The following is a 24,584-nucleotide window of genomic DNA, read 5'->3' on the forward strand; positions in this document are numbered from 1 at the left end:
ACTCATGACGCAAGCGCTCTTCAAACACGCCGCTGCCGGCGTGCTCAGCCTGGAAGCCTACTCGCCCGGCATGCCGATCGAGGAATTGCAGCGCCGGCTCGGCGTCTCCAACGCGATCAAACTGGCCTCGAACGAGAATCCGCTGGGTTGCAGCCCGCGCGTGCGCGAGGCGGTGGCCGCGGCGGTTTCCGAAATCGATCTGGCGCGCTATCCGGACGGCAGCGGTCACCGTCTCAAGCACAAGCTCGCGTCGATGCACGGCATCGAGCCGTCGCGGATCACGCTCGGCAACGGCTCGAACGACATCATCGAGCTGCTGGGCCGCGTGTTCCTGGGGCCCGACCGCGCCGCCCTGTTCTCCGCGCATGCGTTTGCGGTCTATCCGATCATCACGCAGGCGCAATGCGCGCGCGCCGTCGTCGTGCCGGCGCGGGCGGCCGACGCCGATCAGCCCTACGGTCACGATCTCGCCGGCTTTTCTCGCGCGCTCGAAGTCAACGCCGACGTCGCACTGGTATTCATCGCCAACCCCAACAATCCGACCGGCACCTGGCTCGCGCCCACGCAGATCGAGGCGTTTCTGGCGCAGGTGCCGCGCGAGGTCATCGTCGCGTTGGACGAGGCTTACTACGAATACATGGAGCCGGCACTGCGCGGCGATGTGCGCGCCTGGCTCGATCGCTACCCGAACCTGGTGGTGTTCCGCACGTTCTCGAAGGCCTATGGGCTGGCGTCGCTGCGCGTCGGCTATTCGCTGTCGAGTCCAGAGCTCGCCGATCTGCTCAACCGCGTGCGTCAGCCGTTCAACAACAACAGCCTGGCGCTGCTCGCCGCCGAAGTCGCGCTCGATGATCAGGATTTCGTGCGTGCGTCGGTCGAGCTGAACACGGCCGAGCGCGAGCGCCTGACGCAGGCCTTGCTGGGCATGGGGCTGAACGTGCTGCCGTCGCAGGCGAACTTCCTCGCCATCGACTTCGGTCGTGACGCCAAGCCGCTGCATCAGGGCTTGCTCGAACGCGGTGTGATCGTGCGGCCGCTGGCGTCCTACGCGCTGCCGCAGTTCCTGCGCGTGAGCATCGGCACGCGCGCCGAGAATGATCGCTTCGTCGAGGCGCTCGGGGAGGTCTTGACGGCGTGATCGTGCAGCGTTTGGCCGTAATCGGCCTCGGACTGATCGGTGGCTCGCTGGCGCGCGCGTTGCGTGCCGCCGGAGCGGTCGCGCACATCTCCGGCTACGATCCCGACCCGTCGCGGCGCGACGACGCCCAGCGCCTGTGCGTGATCGATCGCGTCTGCGACACGCCGGCGGCCGCGGTGCGCGATGCCGATCTGGTGGTGCTATCGGTACCGGTGCTGCAAACCGCCGATGCACTGGTCGCGTGTCTGCCGGCGTGCAAGCTCGATGTGGTCATCACCGACGTCGGTAGCACCAAGACCTCGGTGCTCGAGGACGTCAAGCGCGTCTGCGGGCAGTTGCCGCCCTGGTTCGTCGCCGGCCATCCGATCGCCGGTACCGAGAAGAGCGGCATCGCCCACTCGCAGGCCGAGCTGTTCCGTCGGCATCGCGTGATCCTGACCCCGCATGCGAACCAGGACGCGGCGGCGCAGTCGCTGGTGACGCGCATCTGGCAGGCGGCCGGTGCGCGCGTGGTCGAGATGGACGCGCACCGGCACGATGCGATCTTCGCCGCGACCTCGCACCTGCCGCACGTGCTCGCCTACAGCTTCGTGGACATGCTGGCACGTTTGGACGACAGCGACGAGATCTTCCGCAATGCCGGCGGCGGCTTTCGCGACTTCTCGCGCATCGCGTCGAGCTCGCCGCAAATGTGGCACGACATCGTGCGCGCCAATGCCCACTCGGTGGGTGAGCTGCTGGATCGCCAGATCGGCGAGCTGCAGCAGATCCGCGCGATGCTGCGCGAATCGCGCTGGGACGAACTCAAGGCTCTGTTCGAGCGCGCCCGCAGCGCGCGCGAACGTTACCTGGCGCAGATCGAATGACCGCGGTGCTCGATCTGGCGCCGATTCGCGCGGCCCGTGGCGAGCTAAGGCTTCCCGGTTCCAAGAGCATTTCGATCCGCGCGCTGCTGCTCGCCAGCCTCGCCGAGGGCCAGACGCGCCTGACCGGCGTACTCGACTCTGACGACACACGGGTGATGCGCGAGGCACTCGGCGCCTGCGGCGTGTCGCTGATCGATTTGGGACAGAGCGCCTGGCGGGTCTGCGGTGGCACGCGCTATGCACGACGCGAGGCCGAGCTGTTCGTCGGCAACTCGGGGCTGTCGATCCGCACGTTGGTCGCCGTGCTCGCCTTCATGGGAGGGCGCTATCGCCTGACGGGCGTCCCACGCATGCACGAGCGGCCGATCGGCGATCTGGTGGACGCGCTGCGGCCGCTTGGCGCGCGCATCTCATACTTGCAGCGCAGCGGCTTTCCGCCGCTGTTGATCGAACCCGCCGATGTGCGGGTGCTGCAGCCGGTGCGCGTGCGCGGCGATGCGTCCAGTCAGTTTTTGACCGGCATCCTACAGGCAGCGCCGCTGCTCGCGACCGAGCATGATCTGGTGATCGAGGTCGAGGGCGAACTGATTTCGAAGCCCTACGTCGAGCTCAGCATCGCGCTGATGCGGCGCTTCGGCGTCGAGGTCGACTGCAGCCACGGCGCAGCGGGCACGCCGCGCTATCGCGTCGCCGCCGGTGCCCGTTACCGCTCGCCGGGCACGCTGGCGGTCGAGGGCGATGCCTCCTCGGCGTCGTATTTCCTCGCGCTCGGACTGCTCGCGGGTGGGCCGGTGCGCGTGCGCGGCATGGGACGCACGAGCTTGCAGGGCGACGTGCGCTTTGCGGAGGTCGTGCGCGCGATGGGCGGCGAGGTGACGCAGGGCGAGGACTGGACCGAGGTGCGCTCACCGGGGCTGGTGTCGGGCTTCCGGCCGCGCGCGATCGATGCCGATTTCAATCACATGCCCGATGCGGCGATGACGGTGGCGGTGCTGGCCCTGTTCGCGGATGGGCCCTGCGTGCTGCGCAACATCGGGAGTTGGCGGGTCAAGGAGACCGACCGGCTCAGCGCGATGGCGACGGAGCTGGCGAAGTTCGGTGCCGAAGTCGAGGCGGGCGCCGATAGTCTGCGCATCAGGCCACCGGCGGTGCTACGCCCGGCAACGGTCGACACCTATGATGACCATCGCATGGCGATGAGCTTCTCGCTGGCAGCGTGCGGCGGGGTGCCGGTGCGCATCAACGATCCGCAGTGCGTGTCGAAGACGTTTCCGGACTATTTTTCGCGCCTGGCGGCGCTGACGACGGTATCGTGAGCATGGCGCGCGAGGCGGTGCCCGTCATCACCGTGGACGGTCCCAGCGGCGTCGGCAAGGGATTGGTCACGCGCTGGCTGGCGCAGCGTCTGCGCGGGTGGCATCGGCTCGACAGCGGGGCGCTGTACCGCATCCTCGCGCTCGCGGCGCATCGCCGTCGTGTCGATCTCGACGATGCAGCGGCCGTCGCCCGTCTGGCGCCGACGCTCGACATCCGCTTCGAGGGTGAGCGCGAGGACGACGAACGCATCCTCGTCGATGGTCAGGACTGGACGCGCGACCTGCGCCGCGAATCGACCGGCGCGCTGGCGTCGAAGATCGCCGCGGCGCCGCCGGTGCGCGCGGCGCTCTTGCAGCGTCAGCGCGACTTTCGCCGCGCGCCCGGTTTGATCGCGGATGGCCGCGACATGGGTACGGTCGTGTTCCCGGATGCGGCACTCAAGATCTTCATGGACGCAAGCCCGGAGGAGCGCGCGCAGCGGCGACTCAAGCAGTTGAGCGAAAAGGGGATACAGGCTACACTCGCGCCCCTTTGTGAAGAGATTCGCGCCCGCGACGAGCGCGACCGCAACCGCCCGGTTGCTCCGCTCAAACCTGCGGAGCAAGCCGAAGTGGTTGATACGACGGGGCTTTCACCTGAGGCCGTGCTGGCGAGGGTGGAAGCGCTGTTGCGGCGGCACGGCTGGTCGTAAAGCCCGTTTCCCTTCGCATGCAAGCACGCGGACCGCATGGATGCGGGCCGTCTTTTTTCATTTCACGGGCCCCCAAGCAGGATGCGCGGGGATGTTCAACGCAAAGAGCAATTGAATGAGCGAAAGTTTCGCTGAGTTGTTTGAGGCCAGCCTCAAGAGCGGCCAGTCCATGCAGTCCGGCACGATCGTCAACGCCAAGGTGCTGGAGGTCAAGCCCGACGTGGTCATCGTCGACGCCGGCCTGAAGTCCGAGGGTGTGATCCCGATCCAGGAGTTCATGGTCGACGGCGAGCTCAAGGTCGCCGCCGGCGATGACGTGGAAGTGGCGCTGGAAACCGTTGAGGATGGCTTCGGCGAAACCAAGTTCTCCAAGGAAAAGGCCGAACGCATCAAGACCTGGGAGCGTCTGCAGAAGGCGTTCGAGAACAAGGACACGGTGATCGGCACGATCACCGGCAAGGTCAAGGGCGGTTTCACCGTCGACGTCGGTTCGGTGCGTGCGTTCCTGCCGGGCTCGCTGGTGGACGTGCGGCCGGTGCGCGATACGGCGTATCTGGAAGGCAAGCCGCTCGAGTTCAAGGTCATCAAGCTCGACAAGATCCGCAACAACGTCGTCGTGTCTCGGCGCGAAGTGCTCGAAGCCGAGTACAGCGCCGAGCGTGATGCCCTGCTGGCCAACCTGCAGGAAGGTGTGGTGCTCAAGGGCGTGGTCAAGAACCTCGTCGAGTACGGCGCCTTCGTCGATCTCGGCGGCATCGACGGCTTGCTGCACATCACCGACATGACCTGGAAGCGCGTCAAGGATCCGGCCGAGGTCGTGACCGTGGGCCAGGAGATCGAGGTCAAGGTCCTGAAGTACGACCGCGAGCGGCGCCGCGTGTCGCTCGGTCTCAAGCAGCTCGGCGCCGATCCGTGGGTGGACATCGAGCGTCGCTATCCGGAAAAGACGCGCCTGTTCGGCAAGGTCACCAACATCACCGACTACGGTGCATTCGTCGAGATCGAGCCCGGCGTCGAGGGTCTGGTGCACGTCTCCGAAATGGACTGGACCAACAAGAACGTCAACCCGGCCAAGGTCGTGCAGATCGGCGACGAGGTCGAGGTGATGATTCTCGACATCGACGGCGAGCGCCGCCGCATCTCGCTGGGCATGAAGCAGTGCAAGCCCAATCCGTGGGAAGAGTTCGCGCAGAACCATCAGAAGGGCGACCGCGTGCGCGGTGCGATCAAGTCGATCACCGACTTCGGTATCTTCGTCGGGCTCGACGGCGGTATCGATGGCCTGGTGCACCTGTCGGATCTCGACTGGAACGAGCCGGGCGAGGTCGCCGTACGCCGGTACAGCAAGGGGCAGGAAGTCGAGGCGGTGGTGCTCGCGATCGACGCTGCGCGTGAGCGCATCTCGCTGGGCATCAAGCAGGTGTCCTCCGATCCGCTGACCGACTTCATCGCGCGCAACGCCAAGGGCTCGGTGGTGTCCGGCAAGGTGCGCTCGGTGGATCCGCGCGGTGCGGTGATCGATCTCGGCAATGGCGTGGAAGGCTACATCCGCGCCAACGACCTCGCCCGCGAGCGCGTCGACGATGCGACCAAGCTGCTCAAGGAAGGCGATACCCTCGAAGCGCGCTTCATCGGCGTCGACCGCAAGAACCGTACGATCCAGTTGTCCGTGCGCGAGAAGGAGATCCAGGAAGAGCAGGAGGCCGTTGCCGAGTACAGCCGCAACGCCAGCACCGGCAAGACCAGTCTGGGCGATCTGCTCAAAGAGCAGATGGGCGGCAGTAACTGATAACCTGAGGTTGTTGTGCCATCTTCCGGATAAATCTGGAAAAAAGCGACGAGGCCGCGCTTGCGCGGCCTTTTCGTTTTCACTAATGTTCACCTCGATACGGGCCACCGGCCGAGCGGCAATGACCAAATCCGAACTGATCGAGCGGCTGGCCGCGCGCCAGACTCACCTGATGCACAAGGACGTGGAGCTGGCGGTCAAGCTGGTGCTCGACCGCATCAGCCTCGCGCTGGCGCGTGACGACCGTGTGGAAATCCGTGGCTTCGGCAGCTTTTCGCTGCATCATCGGCCCGCGCGCATCGGGCGCAATCCCAAGACCGGCGCGGCCGTGCACATCCCGCCCAAGCGGGTGCCGCACTTCAAGCCCGGCAAAGAGATGCGCGAGCGTGTCAATGCCAGCATGCAGGTTCCATCACCTTCGGCATCACGCTCGCCGATCGACGACGCGACGGGTTGAGGAGAGCTACCGTCATGTCGCGCGTGCTGCTGGTGCTGCTGCTGGTCGTGGTGCTGGGGCTCGGTTTGACCTTCGGGTATCTCAACGGCCAGCCCGTCGCGTTCGATTATCTGTTCGGGGTTTGGGAAGTGCCGCTCGCCGCACTGCTGATCGCCACATTCGCGCTCGGCGTGGTCCTCGCACTCGGTGCCGTCGCGGTGCGGATCATCGGATTGCGCATCGAGCTGCGGCGGCAGCGGCAACGTATCCGCGAGTATGAGATCGAGCTGCGTAGCCTACGCGAACTGCCGCTGACGACCGACGTCGGCGGTACGACATCTCGGTCGCCGGGTGCTTGACCCTCTGTTCACCTGGTTGCTGCTGCCTCTGGGCGTCGCGCTCGGCTGGGCGCTGGGCCGGCGCGCCGCCACGACCGGACCGGTCCGTGGTTTCACCGGCGAGCAGCTGGGGGGTTTGCTGACGCAGTTGTCCTCCGACGATCCGGACCAGGCGATCGCTGCACTGACCACGGCGACCGAAATCGATCCCTCGACCGCCGAACTGCATCTGACGCTGGGTCGCATGTTCCGCAAGCGTGGCGAGGTCGATCGTGCGCTGCGGGTACATGAGGCGCTGGTGCAACGTGCCGGCCTTGCGCCCGCGCTGCGGCTGCAAGCCCGCTTCGAACTCGCGCAGGATTACATGACCGCCGGAGTGATGGATCGGGCGGAGCGGCTGTTCGACGAGCTGGTCGCGGATGGCGCTTTCGTCGTGCCAGCGCTCGAGGCGATCCGCACGATACACGAACAGGCACGCGACTGGCCGCAGGCCATCGCCGCCGCGCGTCGGCTGCAGTCGGCCAAGGGCGAGTCCCAGCGTGCCGCGATCGCCCAGTACCTGTGCGAGATGGCCGTGGACGCGCGCAACGCCCGCCGCCACGGCGACGCGATCCGGCTCGCGCGCGAGGCGCTCGACGAGGATCCCGATTGTGTGCGTGCGCTGCTGCTGCTGGGCGAGCTGCAGGAGGCGGCCGGCGATCACGCCGCGGCGATGCGCGCTTACCTGCGCGCCTTCGAGCAGGACCCGCGCTTTCTGCCGGACGTGATCGAGCCGCTGCAGCGCTGTGCCGCGGCCACCGGCGAGCGCGACCGCTATCTGCTGTTTTTGCGCGATGCCAAGGAGATGTCGCCGAGCAGCCTGCCTTACGTCGCCGAGGCACGCCTGCTGGCGGAGACCGGACTCGACCCTTTGGATCATCTCGCGCAGAGCCTCGAAGCGCGCCCCAGTCGCGCCGTGCTCGCCGAGTTCCTCGAAGTGCTCGAGCGCCAGCCGAACGTCGTCGCCGCAGGTCTGGACAAGCCGGCCGCGAGTCTGCGCCGCGCCTTGCTGCGCTTGATGGAGTCCACGCCGCGCTATCAGTGCAGCAACTGCGGCTTCTCGCCGCGGCAGATGTTCTGGCAGTGCCCCGGCTGCAAACGATGGGGAACCACCGCGCCGGTCGACGACGTGCTGCGCGGCTGAAGGCCGCGTCGGCACGCCACGGGCCGCGCCAGTGGCTACACTGCGCGGGTCACCGCGACACACTGCAAGAGGTTGGGTTTGGCGAAGACGGCATTCGTCACCGGTGCCACGGGTTTCGTGGGCCTGAACCTGGTCGAGACCCTGCTCGATCGGGGGTGGGACGTGATCGCCATGCATCGAGCCAGCTCCGAGCTCGGCGTGCTCGCGCGCTTTAGCCGCGTGCAACGCGTGATCGGCGACGTGACCGATGCGCGCTCGATCAAACAAGCGATGCCGCGCGGCGTCGATTGCGTCTTCCATGTCGCCGGCAACACCAGCCTGTGGACGCGCACGCACGTCGAGCAACTCAAGGTCAACGTCCGCGGCACCCGCCATGTCGCGCGGGCGGCGCTGGAGGCCGGCGCGCGGCGCTTCGTGCACACCTCCAGCGTCGTCGCCTACGGCCTGCACAGCGGCACCATCACCGAGGAGACGCCGACGCGCGGCAGCGCGGTCGCGATCAATTACATCCGCAGCAAGGCGCTCGCGGAGCGCGAGGTGCGCAAGGCGATCAGCGCCGGCTTGCCGGCGGTGATTCTCAATCCCGCCCATCTGATCGGTGCCTACGACACCAGCGGTTGGGCGCGTCTGTTTCGCTTGGTCAAGCAAGGACGCCTGCCCGCGGTGCCACCGGGCGGCGGCAGCTTCTGTCATGCGCGGGCCGCAGCCGAGGCGATGGTCGCGGCCGCCGAGCGTGGGCGCTTGGGCCACAACTACCTGCTCGGCGGCGCGCAGGCCAGCTATGTCGGGCTGGTCAAGGCGATCGCGCAGGCGCTGGGTATCAAGCGGCGTGCGGTCGCCATGCCGCCGGCGGTGCTCACCGGTTACGCGTTGGTCGAAGAGTGGATCGCGCCGATGTTCGGCCGCGAGCCCGACGTGACTCGCGACGCCGTCTCGCTGTTGTCGCACAACCTGTACTGCGACAGCCGTAAGGCGCAGCGAGAACTGGGCTATACACCGGTCAGCCTGGAGCGCATGGTGGCCGACTGCTGCGAGTGGATGCGCCAAGCGCGGCTGTTGTGACGCCGCAGCCGGGGATCAGACGCATCAGCTCGCGGTCTGTGACGGCACTCTCAGGCGATGTCCCGGACGGATCTGGCTCGCCGGAACCAAGTTGTTGTGACGCATGAGGGCGTCGACACTCGTCTGGTAGCGTCGCGCGATACGCCACAGCGTTTCCCCGGGTTGTACCACGTGCACCTGTGTCGACGGCACTGCCGCGCGGGACGTCTGCGCAAAGCGTGCCGGATCGTCGACCTTGGCCAGGCTGGCGCGCAGCCGCCGCGCATGGGCACTGGGCAGCAGCAACACCGATTTGCCCGCGGTGTCGCCCAGATCATCGAGCCCGGGGTTGTAGACGCGGATCACGGCCTCGGGCACGCCTGCCAACTTTGCCGCGCGCGCCAGATCCACCGGTCCGTGCAGAGGGATTTGCTCGGCCGCCGGTGTGTCGGGGATGTCCGGCAGGCGAATGCCGAAGCGTCCAGGCTGCTCGACGAGCAGCGCCAGCGCCATCACCCGGCACACGTGTTCGGAGGTTTCGCGCGGTAGCCTCAGATCCCAGAAGTCGGTGCCACGCGGATGCGCATCGAGCAGGCGCGACAGCCGCGACTGCCCCAGGTTGTAGGCGGCCAGCGCCAGGCGCCAGTCGCTGAAATGTGCGTAGAGCGCGCGCAAATGGCGCAACGCGGCGTCGGTGCTGGCGAGGGGATCGCGGCGCGCGTCGTAGTGGGCGGTCGTCTTGAGTCCCAGCGAGCGCCCGGTCGACGGCAGGAGTTGCCACAGGCCCAGGGCTTGTTGCGAGGAGGCGGCATGTGGATCGAAGCCGGACTCGACGGCGGGCAGCAGCGCCAGCTCGGCCGGCAGATCGTAGCGCTCGACGGTCTCGACGATGTGCCACAAAAACGGCTGCGAGCGGGCCAACAGGCGCCGGGTGGCATCGGCATGCTTCGCATACCGCTGCGCGCACGTGACGATCTGCGGCTGCTCGTCGTTGACCAAGCGCAGATTGGCGACGATGCGCGGCCAGATCGAATCGCCGGCCGCAAATGAAGCACTCGCCGGCAATGGTGCGCAAAGCGCGCACCACGCCAGTGTGGCGGTCAGTCTGCGGCCCATCGACTCCCCCCAAAATCGGCCTCTTGGCCCGTCCCGGTTCGCGGACGGGTTCCCCGACTTTACCGATTTGCTCGGGTTTGGCCACCCCCTGAACGGGGGCGGAGTCCGGGCAGACGGACGCAGCCTGCGCGAGTCTTCGGTCACGGTTCCATCGCAAGTCCACTACACGCGCTGCTTGCGTTGGGGGCGCTCCGGCCGTCTCGGCTCGCTGCGCGTCTGGCCGTCCCTGGCTGGCCGTTAGCGCTCGAACGATCAGGTCGCTTTGAAGCCATCTTTCCAGCGCCGGAGCGCGGCGAAGGTGTCCACTGCCGTGGGCAGGGCGGCGCCGGCCCAGCGTGCCGCGGCATCGCGCACGGCCGGCACGTCGGTACGCAGAAACGGGTTGATCTCGCGCTCGAGTGCGAGCCGGCTCGGCAGGCTCGGCCGGCCGGCGTCGCGCAGCTCGCGTACGCGCCGCGCATGCGCAGCGAGCGCCGGATTGCCCGGTTCGACGGTGCGGGCGAAGGCCAGATTGGCCAGAGTGTATTCGTGCGTGCAGTAGATCTCGGTGTCCTCCGGCAGCGCGGCCAGTCGCTGCAGCGAGTGGTGCATCTGCGCCGGGGTGCCCTCGAAGAGGCGGCCACAGCCTGCCGAGAACAAGGTATCGCCGCACAGCAGGATACCGGGCCTTCCGGCGGCGTAATACGCGATGTGGCCCAGTGTGTGCCCGGGTACGGCGATCACTTCGAAGCGTCGGCCGAGGACCTCGATGCGCTCGCCGTCGTCGAGCACGTGGGTGATCCCGCGAATCGCCTGCGCCTCGCCGCGTGGACCGTAGACCGGCACCGGATGGTGCTCCGTCAGCCTCTGCACACCGCCGACGTGATCGGGGTGGTGGTGGGTGATCAGAATGGCCTGCAGTTTCAGCCGCGAGGCGTCGAGAAACGCGATGGCCGGGGCCGCGTCGCCCGGATCGACGACGACGGCGCGCTCGCCGTCGACCAGCGTCCACAGGTAGTTGTCGACGAAGGCGGGGATGGCGTGAATGCGCATTGGGGTTACCATGAAGACCGATTCGAATGCAGGGTAACGCCATGCCGCTGATGCGTCACGAAGGCGGTCGTCCGCTCGATCGCCACGCTCTCGATCTATGGCGGGCGGCGCCACGCGCCGAGCGCCTGCTCGAACTCGAATCCGCGCAGCTCGGGCGCGTGCTGCCGGAGGTGTTCGGTCGCCATGTGTTGCAGATCGGTAGCTGGGGCGGCGGTGCGTTGATCGCCTGTGCCGGCACCTTGCATCACGCCGTGCTCGGCACCGCCGGCGATCCCGCCGCAGCCGCGGTGATCGACCCGCAGCAACTGCCGATCCTGTCCAAGTCGGTCGACGCGGTCGTGCTGCCGCATACGCTGGAGTTCACGCGTTCGCCGCACCATGTCCTGCGCGAGGTGGATCGCGTGCTCAACGATCGCGGCCGCCTGTTCGTGCTCGGCTTCAGTCCCTGGGGCATCTGGGCCTGGCGGCGCTGGCTCGGTGTACAGCACCGGGCGTTTCCGCAGGGCGGACGTTTTTACGGCGCCGGGCGGGTGCAGGATTGGCTCGAACTGCTCGACTTCGACATCACCGAGGTTCGCCGCTACAGCGTCGGCTTTCCGTGGCTGGCGCCGCGTAGCGTCGGCGACGCCTGGTCGCCGGCGAACCTGCTCAGCCCCTTTGCCGAGGCTTACATGGTGTGTGCGCGCAAGCGGGTGCTGCCGATGAACTTCGTCGGCCGCGGCCAGCGCGCGCAGGTCAAGCCGCTCGTCGGGGTCGGTCTGCCGGCGGCGCAGCGCGGTGCCGTCGATCGCGAACCCGAGCCGTCCGGGTAGACTGCGCGGCCGTGCGAACCTCGACTCTTCATCGTTGAAACACGTCATCATCCACACCGACGGCGCCTGCAAGGGCAATCCGGGCCCGGGCGGCTGGGGCGCGCTGCTGCAGTGCAACGGCCATGTGCGTCGCCTCAAGGGCGGCGAGCGCCTGACCACCAACAACCGCATGGAGCTCACTGCCGCGATCCGCGCGCTGCAGGCGCTACGCGAGCCCTGCCGCATCACCCTGCACACCGATTCGTCCTACGTCATGCAGGGATTGACGCAGTGGCTGGCCGGCTGGAAAGCGCGCGGCTGGCGCACGGCGGACAACAAGCCAGTGAAGAATCAGGATCTCTGGCAGGAACTGGACGCGGCCGCGGCGCGACACCAGATCGAGTGGCGCTGGGTCAAGGGGCATAGCGGTGATCCCGGCAACGAGGCCGCCGACCGCCTCGCCAACGAAGCGTGCTCCGAGGCGCAGGAACGCTAGTCTGTCCCGTCTCACGTCTCACGTCTCACGTCCATGCGCCAGATCGTTCTCGATACCGAAACCACCGGACTGGAGGTCGACCAGGGCCATCGCATCATCGAGATTGGCTGCGTCGAGTTGCGCAACCGGCGCGTCACCGGCAACGACTTTCATCAGTATGTCCATCCACAGGACAAGGACATCGATCCGGGGGCGGTCGAAGTGCATGGCATCACCATGCAGTTTTTGCAGGACAAGCCGACCTTCCGCGAATTGGCCGACGCGTTGTGGAAGTATCTGGCCGGCGCCGAGTTGATCATCCATAACGCTCCGTTCGATATCGGCTTTCTGGATCGCGAGTTCGCCCGCTGCGGGTACACCCAGAAGCTCGCCGAGGTCTGCCGCATCACCGACACGGTGGCCCTGGCGCGCAAGCTGCATCCGGGCCAGCGCGTCAGCCTCGACGCGCTGTGCCGTCGCTACGAGATCGACAACTCGCATCGCGCGCTGCACGGCGCGCTGCTCGACGCGCGGCTGCTCGCAGATGTCTATCTGGCGATGACCGGCGGCCAGAGCCGTCTTGGCTTGGAGGACACGGCGGGTGGGGCGGCGCGACGCTCGCGCTTCGTCGAGCTGCTCGCGGCCGGTGACGGGCCGCTGCCGGTCTTGACCGCCACCGACGAGGAGCTCGCCGCGCACCGCGCGCGCCTCGACGAGCTGCGGCGCAAGGGCAAGTGCCTGTGGGCGACGGACGCCGGGTGAAGGTCGTGCGCACGGCGTTGATCACCGGCGCCAATCGCGGTATCGGTCTGCACACGGCGCGAGCGCTCGCAAGGCAGGGCCTGCGGGTGATCGTCGCCGCCCGCGCCCGTGCGGACCTCGACGCCGCCGTCGCCCAGTTGGCGAGCGAGCGGCTGGTGGTGATGCCGCTGTTGCTCGATGTGGCGCGGATCGAATCGATCCGCGCCGCCGCTACGGTGCTGGCGCAGCAGGACGTCGCGGTGGACGTTTTGGTCAACAACGCCGGCGTCTACTTCGAAGGCAGCGTATTGTCCGCCAGCGATGCCGACTTCGTGCAGGCGCTCGAGGTCAACACGCTGGGTTCGCTGCGCTGCGCGCGCGCGTTCTTGCCCGGCATGATCGAGCGCGGCTATGGCCGCATCGTCAATCTGAGCAGCGGCTATGGCTGTTTCGCCAACGGGCTCGACGGACCGGCAGCGTACAGCCTGTCCAAGGCGGCGCTCAACGCCGCGACCGTGATCCTTGCGCGCGCCTGCCGCGGCGACGTCAAGATCGCCGCCGTCGATCCCGGCTGGGTGCGCACGCGCATGGGCGGTCCGCAGGCGCCGCGCACGGTCGAGGAGGCCGCCGCCGATGTGGCCTGGGCCGCGACGCTCGACGCATCGGCGCCCAATGGCGTGCTGTGGCGACGGCGCGAGCGCGCAGCGTGGTGAGCGCTCTTAGGATGCGCGCGCCAGGGCGGTGATGACTTCGAAGTAGGGTGGTCGCGTCTCGCGCGAGCTGATCCGGCACTGCAGCACCTCGAGACCGCACGCCCCGAGCAGGCGTCGCAGGCGCTGCGGGGAGATGCCGAGATTCACGTGGTCGAAGGCGCGCATCGTCTCCTCGTGGCGATGCTCGGCCAGCGCGGCGACAATCAGACGGCCGCCGGGGCGCAGCAGTCTGGACGCCTCGCGCAGTACCGTCTGCGGCTCGCGCGTGTACGACAGCGCGTGCATCAGGAACACATGGTCGTAGCGGCCCGAGGCCAGCGGCAACCGGTGCATGTCCGCTTCGAGGAACTCGACATTGGCGAGACGCGCGAGGCGCTTGCGCGCAGCGGCGATGACCGTCGGGCTGACGTCGACGCCGGTGACACTGCGCGCACGCTCGGCGATCAGCTCGGCGAGCACGCCATCACCACAGGCGATGTCCACCACATCGCCCAGTTCGAGCAGGCCGATCAGTGCGCGCGCCGTGGCTTCCCAGGTACGGCCGGGCGAGTAGTGCAGGTCCATGCGACCGGCGACCGACTCCGCCCAGGTCTGCCCGTGCTTGCGTTGTGCGACCACCTGTTCGGCGCGCTCGCGGTCGACGCGCAACTGGGTGTCGTCGAGGCGCTCGCGCAGCACCGCCCACAGGCCGTTGATTTCATCGTTCGCCGGCGCGAGCGAGTACAACGCGGCGTTGCCGCTGCGCTTGTCCTGCACCAGCCCGGCGCGCTTGAGCCGCGCCAGGTGGGTCGATACCCGGCTTTGTGCGAGTCCCGTCACCTCCGTCAGTTCGGCGACGCTGAGTTCATGCCGTTCGAGCAATAGCAGCAAGCGCAGGCGGCTGGCATCGGCGAGCAGGCTGCAGATTGCAGTGCTCTGTTCGAGCGACAGGTTCATGCGGATGGACAGATGCGGGAACCGGCGGCATTGTGACCAGCGCCGGCACGAACGACAAAGCCGGCGGCGACGCCGGCCGTGGTCGGAGTGTCGCGAACCCCGAGGGGCGCGCGCTCAGGCGTCGTGCGGAGTCTGTTCGCCGCTGGACGCCGGAGCCGAGGTCGGCGAAGCCGGGACCTCACCCGGCGCCAAGCCGAGTTCGGCCGCTTCTTTCTTGCCTTGCGACGTGGCGAGGAAGGCCCGGGACAGCGGCGAGGGCGTGATCGACTGCGCCGCCGCGATCACCGGTGCTGCGGCTTGACTGATACGCCGCTCGACCTTGCGGGCTTGCGCCTTGGCGCGGGCCTGGACGCGCTCGACCTGTTCGCGTGCCTGGGACTGCACTTTGCTGACCGCTTTTTTCGCCTTGGTCTTCGCCTTGGCCAGATCCTTTTTGACGCTCGCGCGCGTCGCCGTCACGGTGCGACGCGCCTTGTCTACGGCTTTGCCGACTCGCGCCTTGAGCGTGGGCTTCTTGGCGGCCGGCTTGGCTGCAGCGGATTTCTTCGCGACGGACTTGGCCGGCCTGCTCTTGACGGTCTTCTTGGCCGATTTCTTGGCGGTGAGTGTCTTGGCGGCTGCCTTGGCGGACTTCTTCGCTGCGACGGGTTTGCCGCTGGACTTCTTGGCGACCTTCTTGGCGGTTTTTTTCGCGGACTTTTTCATGAGCGTGGCGAACTCCATGCGTGGAACGGCCGCGGGGGCCAACAGAGCGCGTCAGGCCCTATGCAGGCGCCTGGAACAGCAGCACCGTGCGCGGGCACGGCGCCGGGATACGGCGGAACGGCTGCGGCGAAGAGGGCGGGGATGTCGTCGGCGCTCGCAGGGGTTGCGCCGGCAAGCGCGATGTGCCGCCGGTGCGGCTGGGGAGACCATGGAAGCGATGCCGTCACGTCATCTCCCTTGACTTTTCCCCCGAAAAGTTGCTGGCGAGTGTAGGACGCCGATCAAGCGCTGTCAAAACGCGCGCCGGGATGCCGCGAAGCGACCGTCTGGCGCCCGTCGGCCAGCGGTACTTTGGTTTACGGCACTGCAACACGAGGGCTATGATTGCCGACCTTTTGATCGTCGCGACGCGGGCTTGCGTCGGCTCCTCGGGTATCCAGACCTGCCCGCGCCGCTGCGGCCGCAGCCGCACCGGTTTTCTCCATCGATGAGGTGATCCACCCATGTATCAAGGGCAGTCCATCCGAGTCGTCCGCCTCGACCACGGCATCGCCGAGCTGTGTTTCGATCGCAAGGACGATGCGATCAACAAGTTCGACGCGCGTACGGTCGAGGAACTCAAAGCCGCCGGCGAGGTGCTGGCCCAGGCGGCCGATATCAAGGGCCTGATCGTGACCAGCGCCAAGGACGTGTTCATCGTCGGCGCCGACATCACCGAGTTCGGTGCCAACTTCCAGCGCACCGAAGAAGAAATCGCGGCCTGGGCCTTCGAAGCCAACAAGATCTTCAGCGCGATCGAGGATCTGCCGTTTCCGAGCTGCACGGCGATCAACGGGTTTGCGCTCGGCGGTGGTTTCGAAATGGCGCTGTCCACCGATTACCGGGTGATGGCGGCGACGGCGCAGGTCGGTTTCCCCGAGGTCAAGCTCGGCATCATTCCGGGCTTCGGCGGCACGGTGCGCTTCCCGCGCCTGGTCGGTGCCGACAACGCGATCGAATGGATCGCCGGCGGCGAGCAGAACAAGGCCGAGGCCGCGCTCAAGATCCACGCGGTGGACGCGGTGGTGCCGGTCGAGAAGGTCCGCGACGCGGCGATCAAGCTGGTGCAGCAGGCCGCCGAGGGCAAGTATGACTGGCAGGCGCGCCGGGCGCAGAAAAAAGGCCCGCTCAAGCTCGACGCCATCGAGACGATGATGGTCTTCGGTACCGCGCTCCCGTTCATCCAGGGCAAGGCCGGCAAGCACTACCCGGCACCGGTCGAGGCGGTGAAGGCGATCCAGAAGGCCGCCGGCAAGTCGCGCGACGACGCGCTCAGGATCGAAGGCCAGAGTTTCGCCAAGGTCGCCAAGACCCCCGTGGCCGATGCCTTGATCGGCATCTTCCTCAACGACCAGTTCCTCAAGAAAAAGGCCAAGGGCTACATCAAGGCCGGCAAGAAGATCGAACGGGCCGCGGTGCTCGGCGCCGGCATCATGGGCGGCGGCATTGCCTACCAGAGTGCGGTCAAGGGCACGCCGATCATCATGAAGGACATCGCCGAAAAGGCGCTGGAGCTGGGCATGAGCGAGGCCAACAAGCTCCTCGCCAAGCAGGTCGAGCGTAACAAGCTCACGCCCGAGAAAGCCGGCGCCATCCTCTCGACGATACGCCCGACCCTCAATTACGGCGATTTTGGCCAGGTCGACATCGTCGTCGAAGCCGTGGTCGAGAACCCGAAAGTCAAAAAGAGCGTGCTGGCCGAAGTCGAGGGGCTGGTCAAGGACGGCACCATCATCGCGTCGAATACCTCGTCGATCTCGATCGACGAACTCGCCGGCGCGCTCAAAAAGCCCGAGAACTTCCTCGGCATGCACTTCTTCAATCCGGTGCACCGCATGCCGCTGGTCGAGGTGATCTACGGCACCAAGACCTCCAAGGAGGCGATCGCGACCGTCGCCGCCTACGCAGCGGCGATGGGCAAGACGCCGATCGTGGTCAAGAACTGCCCGGGCTTTCTGGTCAACCGCATCCTGTTCCCGTACTTCGGCGGCTGGTCGATGCTGCTGCGCGACGGCGGTGACTACCTGAAGATCGACAAGGTCATGGAAGGCTTCGGCTGGCCCATGGGGCCGGCCTATCTGCAGGACGTCGTCGGCATCGACACTTCGCACCATGTCGGCGACGTGCTCGCCGAGGGCTATCCGGACCGCATGTCGAACAAGGAATTCAAGTCGGCGCTCGACGTGATGTTTGATGCCAAGCGCTACGGCCAGAAGAACGGCATCGGCTTTTACCGATACGAGACCGACAAGAAGGGCAAACCGCTCAAGTCGGTCGATCCCAAGACCGCCGAGTTGATCGCCACGGTGCAGCCCAAGGGCCAACGCGACTTCAGCGAGGAGGAGATCATCGACCGGCTGATGATCCCGATGATCATCGAAACCGTGCGCTGCCTCGACGAGGGCATCGTCGAGACGCCGGCCGAGGCCGACATGGGGCTGGTCTACGGCATCGGCTTCCCGCCGTTCCGCGGCGGTGCGCTCAAGTACGCCGATACGATCGGCATGAAGACCATCCTGGACAAATGCGCCAAGTACGCCGCGCTCGGCAAGCTCTACGAGCCCACCGAGTCGATGAAGAAGATGGCGGGCGAGGGCAAGCTGTACTTCCCCAAATAAGCCGGCCAACCGAATTTAGGAGATTCCCGAGATGACTGAAGTCGTAATCGTCGATGCGGTCCGCACGCCGATGGGCCGCTCCAAGGGCGGCGTGTTCCGCAATGTTCGCGCGGAGGACCTTTCCGCCGAACTGATCAAGGCAATCCTGCAGCGTAACGCGGCGATCAAGCCGACCGACGTCGAGGACGTGATCTGGGGCTGTGTGCAGCAGACGCTGGAGCAGGGCTTCAACATCGCCCGTAACGCCCTGCTCAAGGCCGGCCTGCCGAACACAGTGCCGGGCCAGACCGTGAACCGCCTGTGCGGCTCGTCGATGACGGCGATCCACATCGCCGCGGCCTCGATCAAGGCCGGCATCGGCGACACTTATCTGTGCGGCGGCGTCGAGCACATGGGGCACGTACCGATGACGCACGGATTCGATGGCGACCCGGCCCTGTCGGTCACCACCGCCAAGGCCGCGGCGATGATGGGCCTGACCGCCGAGATGCTGACGCAGACGCATCAGATCTCGCGCGAAAAGCAGGACGAGTTTGCGCTCGCCTCGCACCAGAAGGCTTACAAAGCCTGGAAGGACGGCCGCTTCAAGAAGGAGATGGTGCCGATCGCCGGCCACGACGCCGACGGCGCGCCGATCCTGGTGGACTACGACGAGGTGGTGCGTCCCGACGCCAATCTCGCCGATCTGGGCAAGCTCAAGCCGGCGTTCAACCCCAAGGGCAGCGTCACCGCCGGCAACAGCTCGGCGATCTCCGATGGCGCGAGCTGCGTGCTGGTGATGGCCGAGGCCAAGGCCAAGGCCTTGGGCCTCAAGCCGCTGGCCCGGATCAAGGCCGTCGCCGCGGCTGGGTGTAATCCGTCGATCATGGGTATCGGACCGGTGCCGGCGACGAAGAAGGCCCTGGAACGGGCCGGGCTGTCGCTGAACGACATCGACTACTTCGAGCTCAACGAGGCGTTTGCCGCGCAGTCGCTGGCCGTGCTCAAAGACCTCAAGCTGCTCGAACGCATGGATCGCGTCAACATCAAGGGGGGCGCGATCGCGCTGGGGCATCCGCTGGGCTGCTCGGGTGCGCGTATCACCGGCGCGCTCGCGCACGTGCTGGGCGAGCAAAACGCGCAGTTCGGCGTGGCGACGATGTGCATCGGCATGGGGCAGGGTGTGGCCACCGTGTTGGAGCGCGTCAACTAAGGGTCGTCGACATGGCGAAAAGGCCGGGCAAGCCCGGCCTTTTCGTTCTTCGCGGGTATCGTGGCTGCGGTCGTGCGGCGTGTGCGCCGAAACGACTCGGGACCTCGGCCGTTCAGGGTCCCCGACGACGCCGGTTCGCCTTGCGTGCCGCCTCCAGCAGTGACATGGCCTCTTTGAGTCGCTCGGCGCCGAGCTTCGCCGCTGCCAACTGCGCGCTCATCTGACGCGCGAGATCGCCCCAGGCGTGTTCGGGTATGTCTTGCGATGGCGCGTCGATTTGATCGAGCAGGCGTTCCATCAGGTCGAGTCCGTGGCGCCAGTGTTCGTGGTCGGCGCCATGCTGCAGCAGACACTTGACCAGCATGGGCCCCCAGTAGGTATTCAGAAAGCGGATCGCCGGGGAGGGAATGGAGCGACCGAAGGTCCGCAGCTCGAGCTCGCGGACCACGAGCCGCTTGGCCTCGCTGATCACGGCCTCGCGGCGTTTCTCGGCCTGGCGTTTTTGTGAGGAGAAGAACTCGTCGATCTGTTCCTGGCTGATCGGCTCGGCATTGAGCATCGCCTCGCGCACGAAATCGGGTGCCAGATCGAACTGCACCAGGACTTGCTGCAAGACCGCCGCCATGTGGCGGGCCTCCGCCGTGCCGGTGACGCGCGAAGTGGCGGACTTGAGCATCAGCTCATTGACCAGGCTGCGCAGCGGATGCGTCACCGCCGTGAACAGGCTCGCATCGGTGAGTGCGGATTTGACCAACGGAAAGCGTACCGATTCGTGCTGCGGCCCTAGCTCCTCCGGCACGAAAGGATCCTCGATGGCCTCGTTGAGGAACTGGCCTGCCAGCGCGATGCGTTGTAACGGCGCTTTGCGCCGCTCGATCGGCATCTCGATGCCGGATGGCAGCGGTCCCTCGGTCTGTAACGCGAGCAGATCGCTGGCGAGCATGCCATCGTTGTAGGTGGCGCCGTTCGGCGGAACGCGCTCGCGCACCGATTGCAACATCGATACGGTCTTGTCGTCGATGCGCTCGGTCGTGTGTGCGGTCCGTGTCACGGCAGGTTCGACCGGCGCCGTCGTCGGCGGGCTCGTAGTCGGCGTAGGGGGTGATCGCCGCAGCGCGTCGGCGCGCGCCGTCTCGTGGAGCAGAAGCGCTTCGGCTTCGGCGGCGCGCGTCGCGATCTCGGTCAACGAGGCCATCAGCGATTCGTAGAACCGCGGCAGCTGCGGCAGCACCATGGTATCGAAGCGATCGAACAGCACGCGCAGATGTGCGCTGCCATGGTCCAGCGCCGATGCGGTGTCGCGCAGGACGCGGCACAGGCTCGCCGGGGAAAGCGCACCCGCGTGCACCGGGAAGCGCACCGACCGGCGAATGACGTCGAGCTGCGCGTCGAGTTCGCCGATCAAGCCGGCGAACTGAGCCTCGGCGCGTAACTGTGGCGGTGTCAGCACCATCGCGTCGTGACTCACCGGTCGTGACGACGCCAGCCTTGCCGATTCGGCCGAGCCGATCAGGGCGATGTCGATCCGCGCCAGCACCTCCTCGAGCCAACGTCCCGGATCGGCGGCCACGGCTCGGGCCAGAGCAGTGCAGTTGCGCTGCTCGGAGACCAGTGCGGTGATCGACGCCCGTCGTTGCAAGGCCTCGGGCAACTGTTCGAAGAACGGCTTGAACACCGAGGTCAGCGCGAACTCGACTGCACGCCGCAGCGCACTGACGGCAGGGGGTGCACCGGGTGCCGCCGGCGGGGTGGGTACGGCGGCGTCTGTATCCGGCGTCGCGGCGCCAGAATCGGGCATCGTGCTCATCGGTCTCCCTGACGGTCCTCGCTGCACCATCCGTGGCTACGGCCGGTGACCGGCACCGGCCGTTGCGCGAGGCAAGACTACGCGATCTGCGTGCGTCTGCGTACTGATGGCACCTGCGCAGCACGGCGCGAAGGGCGCCGAGGGATCTGGGAGATCGCCGCAGGCGAAGTGGTCCGTCCGCACCTCGATGGGCTGAGGGTGCGCGCGATGAGCGATCGACAAAGGTTTGCCCGCCGTGAAGTGGCGTCCCCAAGGGGATTCGAACCCCTGTTACCGCCGTGAAAGGGCAGTGTCCTAGGCCTCTAGACGATGGGGACGAGGCAAACAGCTTGCGAATGTCCGGTGGACATTCGCGTTTGCCGAGCCGGCACACCATGGATGGTGTGCCAGGGACCCGGCGCCATGGATGGCTCCGAGGAGCTGACCGTGGTTTTCGCGAGTTTTGGTGGAGCTAGTCGGGATCGAACCGACGACCTCTTGCATGCCATGCAAGCGCTCTCCCAGCTGAGCTATAGCCCCACACGCTAGGGGCGCGCATTATACCCAAACGATTTCGCTTGGGAACTTCTTCTTTCTCAGGGACGCTGACGGACGATGCGCCCACGCATCGGACGCACATGGACCTCGGATCTGCAGCGGTCCTCGACATCGGATCCGCAGGCGCGCGGTTGGAAATCGCGATCCAGACAGATGCGCACTTCGCGCAGCCAGCGGCCGCTGCACTGCACGGCGATGCTCTCACTCGACAGGTTCGGCGTCAGCGCGATGAAGGCATCCTCGATCGCGCGCAGTCGGGTGCGTTCGGTCTCGCCGAGTTCACGATAGCGCTCGGGAATGACGACGCTGCGCCACGCGCGCTCGACATGGAGGAAGTACTCGCGCATGTCGAGCCCGCTGCAGGTGCCGTGCTTGCGCCACTGCGCGTTGATCAGCGCAGCGCTCGGCATCAAGGGACGCATGCGCTCGACGAGGTCCTTGGGTACGCGCTGGCGCTCGCCGCAATACTCCGGGTAGCCCCGCTCGTACTGCGGCCACAGGCCATGCACGACGAAACCGTGGTCGAACTCGCACTGTTCGCTCGACGGCTGCGAGCGGCAGAACTGCGGCGACCACGACAGTGCCAACACCCAGTAGTCGAAGCGGCCGGGTTCGTCGGCCTTCGCGACCGGCAGAGCCGCCGCGGCGATGCACAGCGCGACCAGTGCCGAGAACGCGCGCGTCAAGCCTTCTGAGCGGCGAGATACAGCCATGTCTCGACCACCGTGTCGGGGTTGAGCGACATCGACTCGATGCCTTGATCGAGCAGCCAACGCGCGAGTTCGGGGTGATCCGACGGCCCCTGGCCGCAGATGCCGATGTACTTGCCGTGCTTGCGGCAGGCACTGATCGCCATCGCCAGCATCGCCTTAACCGCCTCGTCACGCTCGTCGAACAGGTGCGCGATCAGGCCGGAGTCGCGATCCAGGCCGAGCGTGAGTTGCGTCATGTCGTTGGAGCCGATCGAAAAGCCGTCGAAATATTCGAGGAAGCGCTCGGCGAGCACGGCGTTGGACGGCAGCTCGCACATCATGATCACCTGCAGACCGTTGTCGCCGCGCTTGAGGCCATTGGCTGCGAGGATCTCGTTGACCTGCCGCGCCTCGTCGAGCGTACGCACGAACGGGATCATGATTTTGACGTTGGTCAGTCCCATCTCGTCGCGTACGTACTTGATCGCGCGACATTCGAGTTCGAAGCACGGCCGGAACGACGGTGCGATGTAACGCGAGGCGCCGCGAAAGCCGATCATCGGATTCTCTTCGTGCGGCTCGTAGCGGCGGCCGGCGATCAGATTGGCGTATTCGTTGGACTTGAAGTCCGACATGCGCACGATCACTGGCTCCGGCGCGAACGCGGCGGCGATCGTCGCCACGCCTTCGGCCAGACGCTTGACGAAGTAGTCGATCGGATTGCCGTAGGGCGCGATCATCGGATCGATCAGGCGCCGTTCTTCCGGCGGCAGGCGATCGAGTTCGAGCAGCGCCTGCGGATGGATGCCGATCTGGCGGTTGATGATGAATTCGAGGCGGGCGAGGCCGACGCCGCGATGGGGCAGGGCGGCGAAGTCGAAGGCCTGCTCCGGCGTGCCGACGTTCATCATGATCTTGACCGGCACCTCCGGCATCTTGTCGAGCGCCACCTCGTCCACCTGGAAGTCGACGTGACCCTCGTAGACGTAGCCGGTGTCGCCTTCGGCACAGGAGACGGTGACGTCAGCGCCGTCCTTGAGCACCTGCGTCGCGTTGCCGCAACCGACGACGGCGGGGATGCCCAGTTCGCGCGCGATGATGGCCGCATGGCAGGTGCGGCCGCCGCGGTTGGTCACGATTGCGCTGGCGCGCTTCATGATCGGCTCCCAGTCGGGGTCGGTCATGTCGGTGACCAGCACGTCGCCGGGCTGTACGCGGGTCATCTGCTCGATGGAGTCGAGGATGCGCACCGGCCCGGCACCGACCTTCTGGCCGATCGCGCGGCCCTCGGTTAGCACCGTGCCCTTGTTCTTCAGTCTGTAGCGGCGCAGCACGTTGGTGCTGGCGCGCGACTTCACCGTTTCCGGGCGCGCCTGCAGGATGTAGAGCTTGCCGTCGATGCCGTCCTTACCCCATTCGATGTCCATCGGGCGGCCGTAATGCGCCTCGATAATGAGCGCCTGCCGAGCCAGTGCCTGCACCTCGTCGTCGGTGAGACTGAACTGGCGGCGCGCCGCCATCGGCACGTCGACGAACTCGACGGTCTTGCCCAACGTGCGATCGGCGGTGTAAACGAGCTTGCGCGCCTTCTCGCCGAGATTGCGGCGCAGCACCGCCGGGCGTCCGGCCTTCAGGCCCGGCTTGTAGACGTAGAACTCGTCCGGGTTGACCGCGCCCTGGACCACGGCTTCGCCGAGGCCGTAAGACGAGGTGATGAACACCGCGTCCTGGAAGCCGGATTCCGTGTCCATCGTGAACATCACGCCGCTCGCACCCTGATCCGAACGCACCATGCGCTGCACGCCGGCCGACAGGGCGACGGCGGCGTGATCGAAGCCGTGGTGCACGCGATAGGCGATGGCGCGGTCGTTGTACAGCGAAGCGAACACCTCCTTGATCGCGCGCAGGACGTTGTCGATGCCCTGGACGTTGAGGAAGGTTTCCTGCTGGCCGGCGAAGGAGGCGTCCGGCAGATCCTCGGCGGTCGCCGAGGAGCGCACGGCCACCGAAATCTCGGCCCCCGATTCTTCGACGAGCTGCTCGTAGTGGCTGCGGATGTCGCGCTCTAGCGCGGCCGGGAACGGCGCGGCGGCGACCGCAGCGCGGATCGCCTTGCCGGTCTCGGCGAGTTTGCGCACGTCGTCGACGTCCAGGCCATCGAGCATCTGCTGGATGCGTCCGGCGAGATTCTCGTAAGCAAGGAACTCGCGGTAAGCCGCGGCCGTCGTCGCAAAGCCATTGGGGACGCTCACGCCGGATGCGGCGAGATTGCGGATCATCTCGCCCAGCGAGGCATTCTTGCCGCCGACGATCTCGACATCGTGCATGCCGAGCGCGGAGTACCACAAAACCGTCTTGCTCATTCGCTACGCCAGTTGCGCTTGCAGGTAA

At 66.8% G+C, this 24,584-nt stretch carries 21 protein-coding genes, 2 tRNA genes and 1 pseudogene; 15 read left to right on the forward strand and 9 right to left on the reverse strand.

Annotated features, from left to right (window positions below):
• Positions 1 to 4: 4 nt before the first annotated feature.
• The 9 genes from hisC to ABSH63_RS05800 all read left to right on the forward strand — a co-directional run bounded on the left by hisC (position 5) and on the right by ABSH63_RS05800 (position 8,820).
• Entirely contained in the window at positions 5 to 1,138 is a 1,134-nt protein-coding gene (hisC, locus tag ABSH63_RS05760; RefSeq protein ID WP_352888253.1) for a histidinol-phosphate transaminase, read from the forward strand.
• Positions 1,135 to 2,004 carry a prephenate dehydrogenase gene (locus ABSH63_RS05765; RefSeq protein WP_352888254.1) on the forward strand — a complete coding sequence of 290 codons (870 nt, stop codon included), beginning with the start codon at positions 1,135 to 1,137 and terminating at the stop codon, positions 2,002 to 2,004. The genes hisC and ABSH63_RS05765 overlap by 4 nt, the downstream gene beginning before the upstream one ends.
• On the forward strand, positions 2,001 to 3,320 hold the full coding sequence (gene aroA / locus ABSH63_RS05770; protein ID WP_352888255.1) for a 3-phosphoshikimate 1-carboxyvinyltransferase: 1,320 nt from the start codon (positions 2,001 to 2,003) through the stop codon (positions 3,318 to 3,320). The genes ABSH63_RS05765 and aroA overlap by 4 nt, the downstream gene beginning before the upstream one ends.
• Positions 3,321 to 3,322: 2 nt before the next feature.
• A complete protein-coding gene (cmk, locus tag ABSH63_RS05775; RefSeq protein ID WP_352888497.1) occupies positions 3,323 to 4,012 on the forward strand; it encodes a (d)CMP kinase in 690 nt (229 codons plus the stop codon).
• Between the two features lie 115 nt (positions 4,013 to 4,127).
• Positions 4,128 to 5,801 (forward strand): 30S ribosomal protein S1, encoded by a 1,674-nt coding sequence (gene rpsA, locus ABSH63_RS05780; protein ID WP_352888256.1) that lies wholly within the window; start codon positions 4,128 to 4,130, stop codon positions 5,799 to 5,801.
• Positions 5,802 to 5,922: 121 nt separating this feature from the next.
• Positions 5,923 to 6,258, forward strand: coding sequence for an integration host factor subunit beta (locus ABSH63_RS05785; RefSeq protein WP_352888257.1), 336 nt, complete (start codon positions 5,923 to 5,925; stop codon positions 6,256 to 6,258).
• A 14-nt stretch (positions 6,259 to 6,272) separates the two neighbouring features.
• Entirely contained in the window at positions 6,273 to 6,596 is a 324-nt protein-coding gene (locus ABSH63_RS05790; RefSeq protein ID WP_352888259.1) for a LapA family protein, read from the forward strand.
• Positions 6,589 to 7,758, forward strand: coding sequence for a tetratricopeptide repeat protein (locus ABSH63_RS05795; RefSeq protein WP_352888260.1), 1,170 nt, complete (start codon positions 6,589 to 6,591; stop codon positions 7,756 to 7,758). Before ABSH63_RS05790 ends, ABSH63_RS05795 begins: the two co-directional genes overlap by 8 nt.
• 78 nt (positions 7,759 to 7,836) lie before the next feature.
• Positions 7,837 to 8,820 carry an NAD-dependent epimerase/dehydratase family protein gene (locus ABSH63_RS05800; protein WP_352888262.1) on the forward strand — a complete coding sequence of 328 codons (984 nt, stop codon included), beginning with the start codon at positions 7,837 to 7,839 and terminating at the stop codon, positions 8,818 to 8,820.
• 24 nt (positions 8,821 to 8,844) lie between these two features.
• On the opposite strand, the gene ABSH63_RS05805 is transcribed toward ABSH63_RS05800, so the two are convergent.
• A complete protein-coding gene (locus ABSH63_RS05805; RefSeq protein WP_352888263.1) occupies positions 8,845 to 9,915 on the reverse strand; it encodes a transglycosylase SLT domain-containing protein in 1,071 nt (356 codons plus the stop codon).
• 252 nt (positions 9,916 to 10,167) lie between these two features.
• On the reverse strand, positions 10,168 to 10,959 hold the full coding sequence (gene gloB / locus ABSH63_RS05810) for a hydroxyacylglutathione hydrolase (RefSeq protein WP_352888264.1): 792 nt from the start codon (positions 10,957 to 10,959) through the stop codon (positions 10,168 to 10,170).
• A 29-nt stretch (positions 10,960 to 10,988) separates the two neighbouring features.
• Here gloB and ABSH63_RS05815 point away from each other — a divergent pair, with 29 nt between their 5' ends.
• The 4 genes and pseudogenes from ABSH63_RS05815 to ABSH63_RS05830 all read left to right on the forward strand — a co-directional run bounded on the left by ABSH63_RS05815 (position 10,989) and on the right by ABSH63_RS05830 (position 13,667).
• The gene (locus ABSH63_RS05815; protein WP_352888266.1) at positions 10,989 to 11,759 is read left to right on the forward strand and encodes a class I SAM-dependent methyltransferase; all 771 of its coding nucleotides are present in this window, start codon (positions 10,989 to 10,991) and stop codon (positions 11,757 to 11,759) included.
• A gap of 34 nt (positions 11,760 to 11,793) precedes the next feature.
• Positions 11,794 to 12,234 carry a ribonuclease HI gene (gene rnhA, locus ABSH63_RS05820; RefSeq protein WP_352888267.1) on the forward strand — a complete coding sequence of 147 codons (441 nt, stop codon included), beginning with the start codon at positions 11,794 to 11,796 and terminating at the stop codon, positions 12,232 to 12,234.
• A gap of 30 nt (positions 12,235 to 12,264) precedes the next feature.
• Positions 12,265 to 12,975 (forward strand): annotated as a pseudogene (gene dnaQ, locus ABSH63_RS05825) (DNA polymerase III subunit epsilon); the annotation flags it as partial.
• Positions 12,954 to 13,667, forward strand: a complete 714-nt coding sequence (locus tag ABSH63_RS05830; RefSeq protein ID WP_352888269.1) for an SDR family NAD(P)-dependent oxidoreductase — start codon at positions 12,954 to 12,956, stop codon at positions 13,665 to 13,667. The pseudogene dnaQ and the gene ABSH63_RS05830, both read left to right, overlap by 22 nt.
• A 6-nt stretch (positions 13,668 to 13,673) precedes the next feature.
• Here ABSH63_RS05830 and ABSH63_RS05835 read toward each other — a convergent pair whose 3' ends face one another.
• Together ABSH63_RS05835 and ABSH63_RS05840 are read right to left on the reverse strand one after the other, a co-directional pair.
• Entirely contained in the window at positions 13,674 to 14,603 is a 930-nt protein-coding gene (locus ABSH63_RS05835) for an ArsR/SmtB family transcription factor (protein ID WP_352888270.1), read from the reverse strand.
• A 114-nt stretch (positions 14,604 to 14,717) separates the two neighbouring features.
• The gene (locus ABSH63_RS05840; protein WP_352888271.1) at positions 14,718 to 15,326 is read right to left on the reverse strand and encodes a hypothetical protein; all 609 of its coding nucleotides are present in this window, start codon (positions 15,324 to 15,326) and stop codon (positions 14,718 to 14,720) included.
• 485 nt (positions 15,327 to 15,811) lie between these two features.
• Between ABSH63_RS05840 and fadB the strand changes: the two genes are divergently transcribed.
• Complete coding sequence (gene fadB / locus ABSH63_RS05845; RefSeq protein ID WP_352888272.1) at positions 15,812 to 17,965, forward strand: fatty acid oxidation complex subunit alpha FadB; 2,154 nt, start codon at positions 15,812 to 15,814, stop codon at positions 17,963 to 17,965.
• A 31-nt stretch (positions 17,966 to 17,996) separates the two neighbouring features.
• The gene (gene fadA, locus ABSH63_RS05850; protein WP_352888273.1) at positions 17,997 to 19,157 is read left to right on the forward strand and encodes an acetyl-CoA C-acyltransferase FadA; all 1,161 of its coding nucleotides are present in this window, start codon (positions 17,997 to 17,999) and stop codon (positions 19,155 to 19,157) included.
• A gap of 112 nt (positions 19,158 to 19,269) precedes the next feature.
• On the opposite strand, the gene ABSH63_RS05855 is transcribed toward fadA, so the two are convergent.
• The 5 genes from ABSH63_RS05855 to ppsA all read right to left on the reverse strand — a co-directional run bounded on the left by ABSH63_RS05855 (position 19,270) and on the right by ppsA (position 24,556).
• A complete protein-coding gene (locus ABSH63_RS05855; RefSeq protein WP_352888274.1) occupies positions 19,270 to 20,964 on the reverse strand; it encodes a DUF1631 family protein in 1,695 nt (564 codons plus the stop codon).
• Between the two features lie 241 nt (positions 20,965 to 21,205).
• Positions 21,206 to 21,281: transfer RNA gene (locus ABSH63_RS05860), tRNA-Glu, on the reverse strand.
• Positions 21,282 to 21,407: 126 nt separating this feature from the next.
• Positions 21,408 to 21,483 (reverse strand) — tRNA-Ala (locus ABSH63_RS05865).
• Between the two features lie 56 nt (positions 21,484 to 21,539).
• Entirely contained in the window at positions 21,540 to 22,214 is a 675-nt protein-coding gene (locus ABSH63_RS05870) for a ribonuclease T2 family protein (RefSeq protein ID WP_352888276.1), read from the reverse strand.
• Positions 22,184 to 24,556: a phosphoenolpyruvate synthase gene (ppsA, locus tag ABSH63_RS05875; protein ID WP_352888277.1), complete on the reverse strand. Its 2,373-nt coding sequence runs from the start codon at positions 24,554 to 24,556 to the stop codon at positions 22,184 to 22,186. Before ppsA ends, ABSH63_RS05870 begins: the two co-directional genes overlap by 31 nt.
• Positions 24,557 to 24,584: the final 28 nt, after the last annotated feature.

The sequence above is a fragment of the Sinimarinibacterium thermocellulolyticum genome (genome assembly GCF_040327995.1).
Lineage (GTDB): Bacteria > Pseudomonadota > Gammaproteobacteria > Nevskiales > Nevskiaceae > Solimonas > Solimonas thermocellulolyticum.

Excerpts from the sequence above, each read along its gene's own strand:
- hisC (WP_352888253.1), top strand. The coding sequence starts at position 5 with ATGACGCAAGCGCTCTTCAAACACGCCGCTGCCGGCGTGCTCAGCCTG.
- aroA (WP_352888255.1), top strand. The coding sequence starts at position 2,001 with ATGACCGCGGTGCTCGATCTGGCGCCGATTCGCGCGGCCCGTGGCGAG.
- cmk (WP_352888497.1), top strand. The coding sequence starts at position 3,323 with ATGGCGCGCGAGGCGGTGCCCGTCATCACCGTGGACGGTCCCAGCGGC.
- rpsA (WP_352888256.1), top strand. The coding sequence starts at position 4,128 with ATGAGCGAAAGTTTCGCTGAGTTGTTTGAGGCCAGCCTCAAGAGCGGC.
- ABSH63_RS05785 (WP_352888257.1), top strand. The coding sequence starts at position 5,923 with ATGACCAAATCCGAACTGATCGAGCGGCTGGCCGCGCGCCAGACTCAC.
- ABSH63_RS05790 (WP_352888259.1), top strand. The coding sequence starts at position 6,273 with ATGTCGCGCGTGCTGCTGGTGCTGCTGCTGGTCGTGGTGCTGGGGCTC.
- ABSH63_RS05805 (WP_352888263.1), bottom strand. The coding sequence starts at position 9,915 with ATGGGCCGCAGACTGACCGCCACACTGGCGTGGTGCGCGCTTTGCGCA.
- gloB (WP_352888264.1), bottom strand. The coding sequence starts at position 10,959 with ATGGTAACCCCAATGCGCATTCACGCCATCCCCGCCTTCGTCGACAAC.
- ABSH63_RS05815 (WP_352888266.1), top strand. The coding sequence starts at position 10,989 with ATGCCGCTGATGCGTCACGAAGGCGGTCGTCCGCTCGATCGCCACGCT.
- ABSH63_RS05835 (WP_352888270.1), bottom strand. The coding sequence starts at position 14,603 with ATGAACCTGTCGCTCGAACAGAGCACTGCAATCTGCAGCCTGCTCGCC.
- ABSH63_RS05840 (WP_352888271.1), bottom strand. The coding sequence starts at position 15,326 with ATGGAGTTCGCCACGCTCATGAAAAAGTCCGCGAAAAAAACCGCCAAG.
- fadB (WP_352888272.1), top strand. The coding sequence starts at position 15,812 with ATGTATCAAGGGCAGTCCATCCGAGTCGTCCGCCTCGACCACGGCATC.
- fadA (WP_352888273.1), top strand. The coding sequence starts at position 17,997 with ATGACTGAAGTCGTAATCGTCGATGCGGTCCGCACGCCGATGGGCCGC.
- ABSH63_RS05855 (WP_352888274.1), bottom strand. The coding sequence starts at position 20,964 with ATGAGCACGATGCCCGATTCTGGCGCCGCGACGCCGGATACAGACGCC.
- ABSH63_RS05870 (WP_352888276.1), bottom strand. The coding sequence starts at position 22,214 with ATGGCTGTATCTCGCCGCTCAGAAGGCTTGACGCGCGCGTTCTCGGCA.
- ppsA (WP_352888277.1), bottom strand. The coding sequence starts at position 24,556 with ATGAGCAAGACGGTTTTGTGGTACTCCGCGCTCGGCATGCACGATGTC.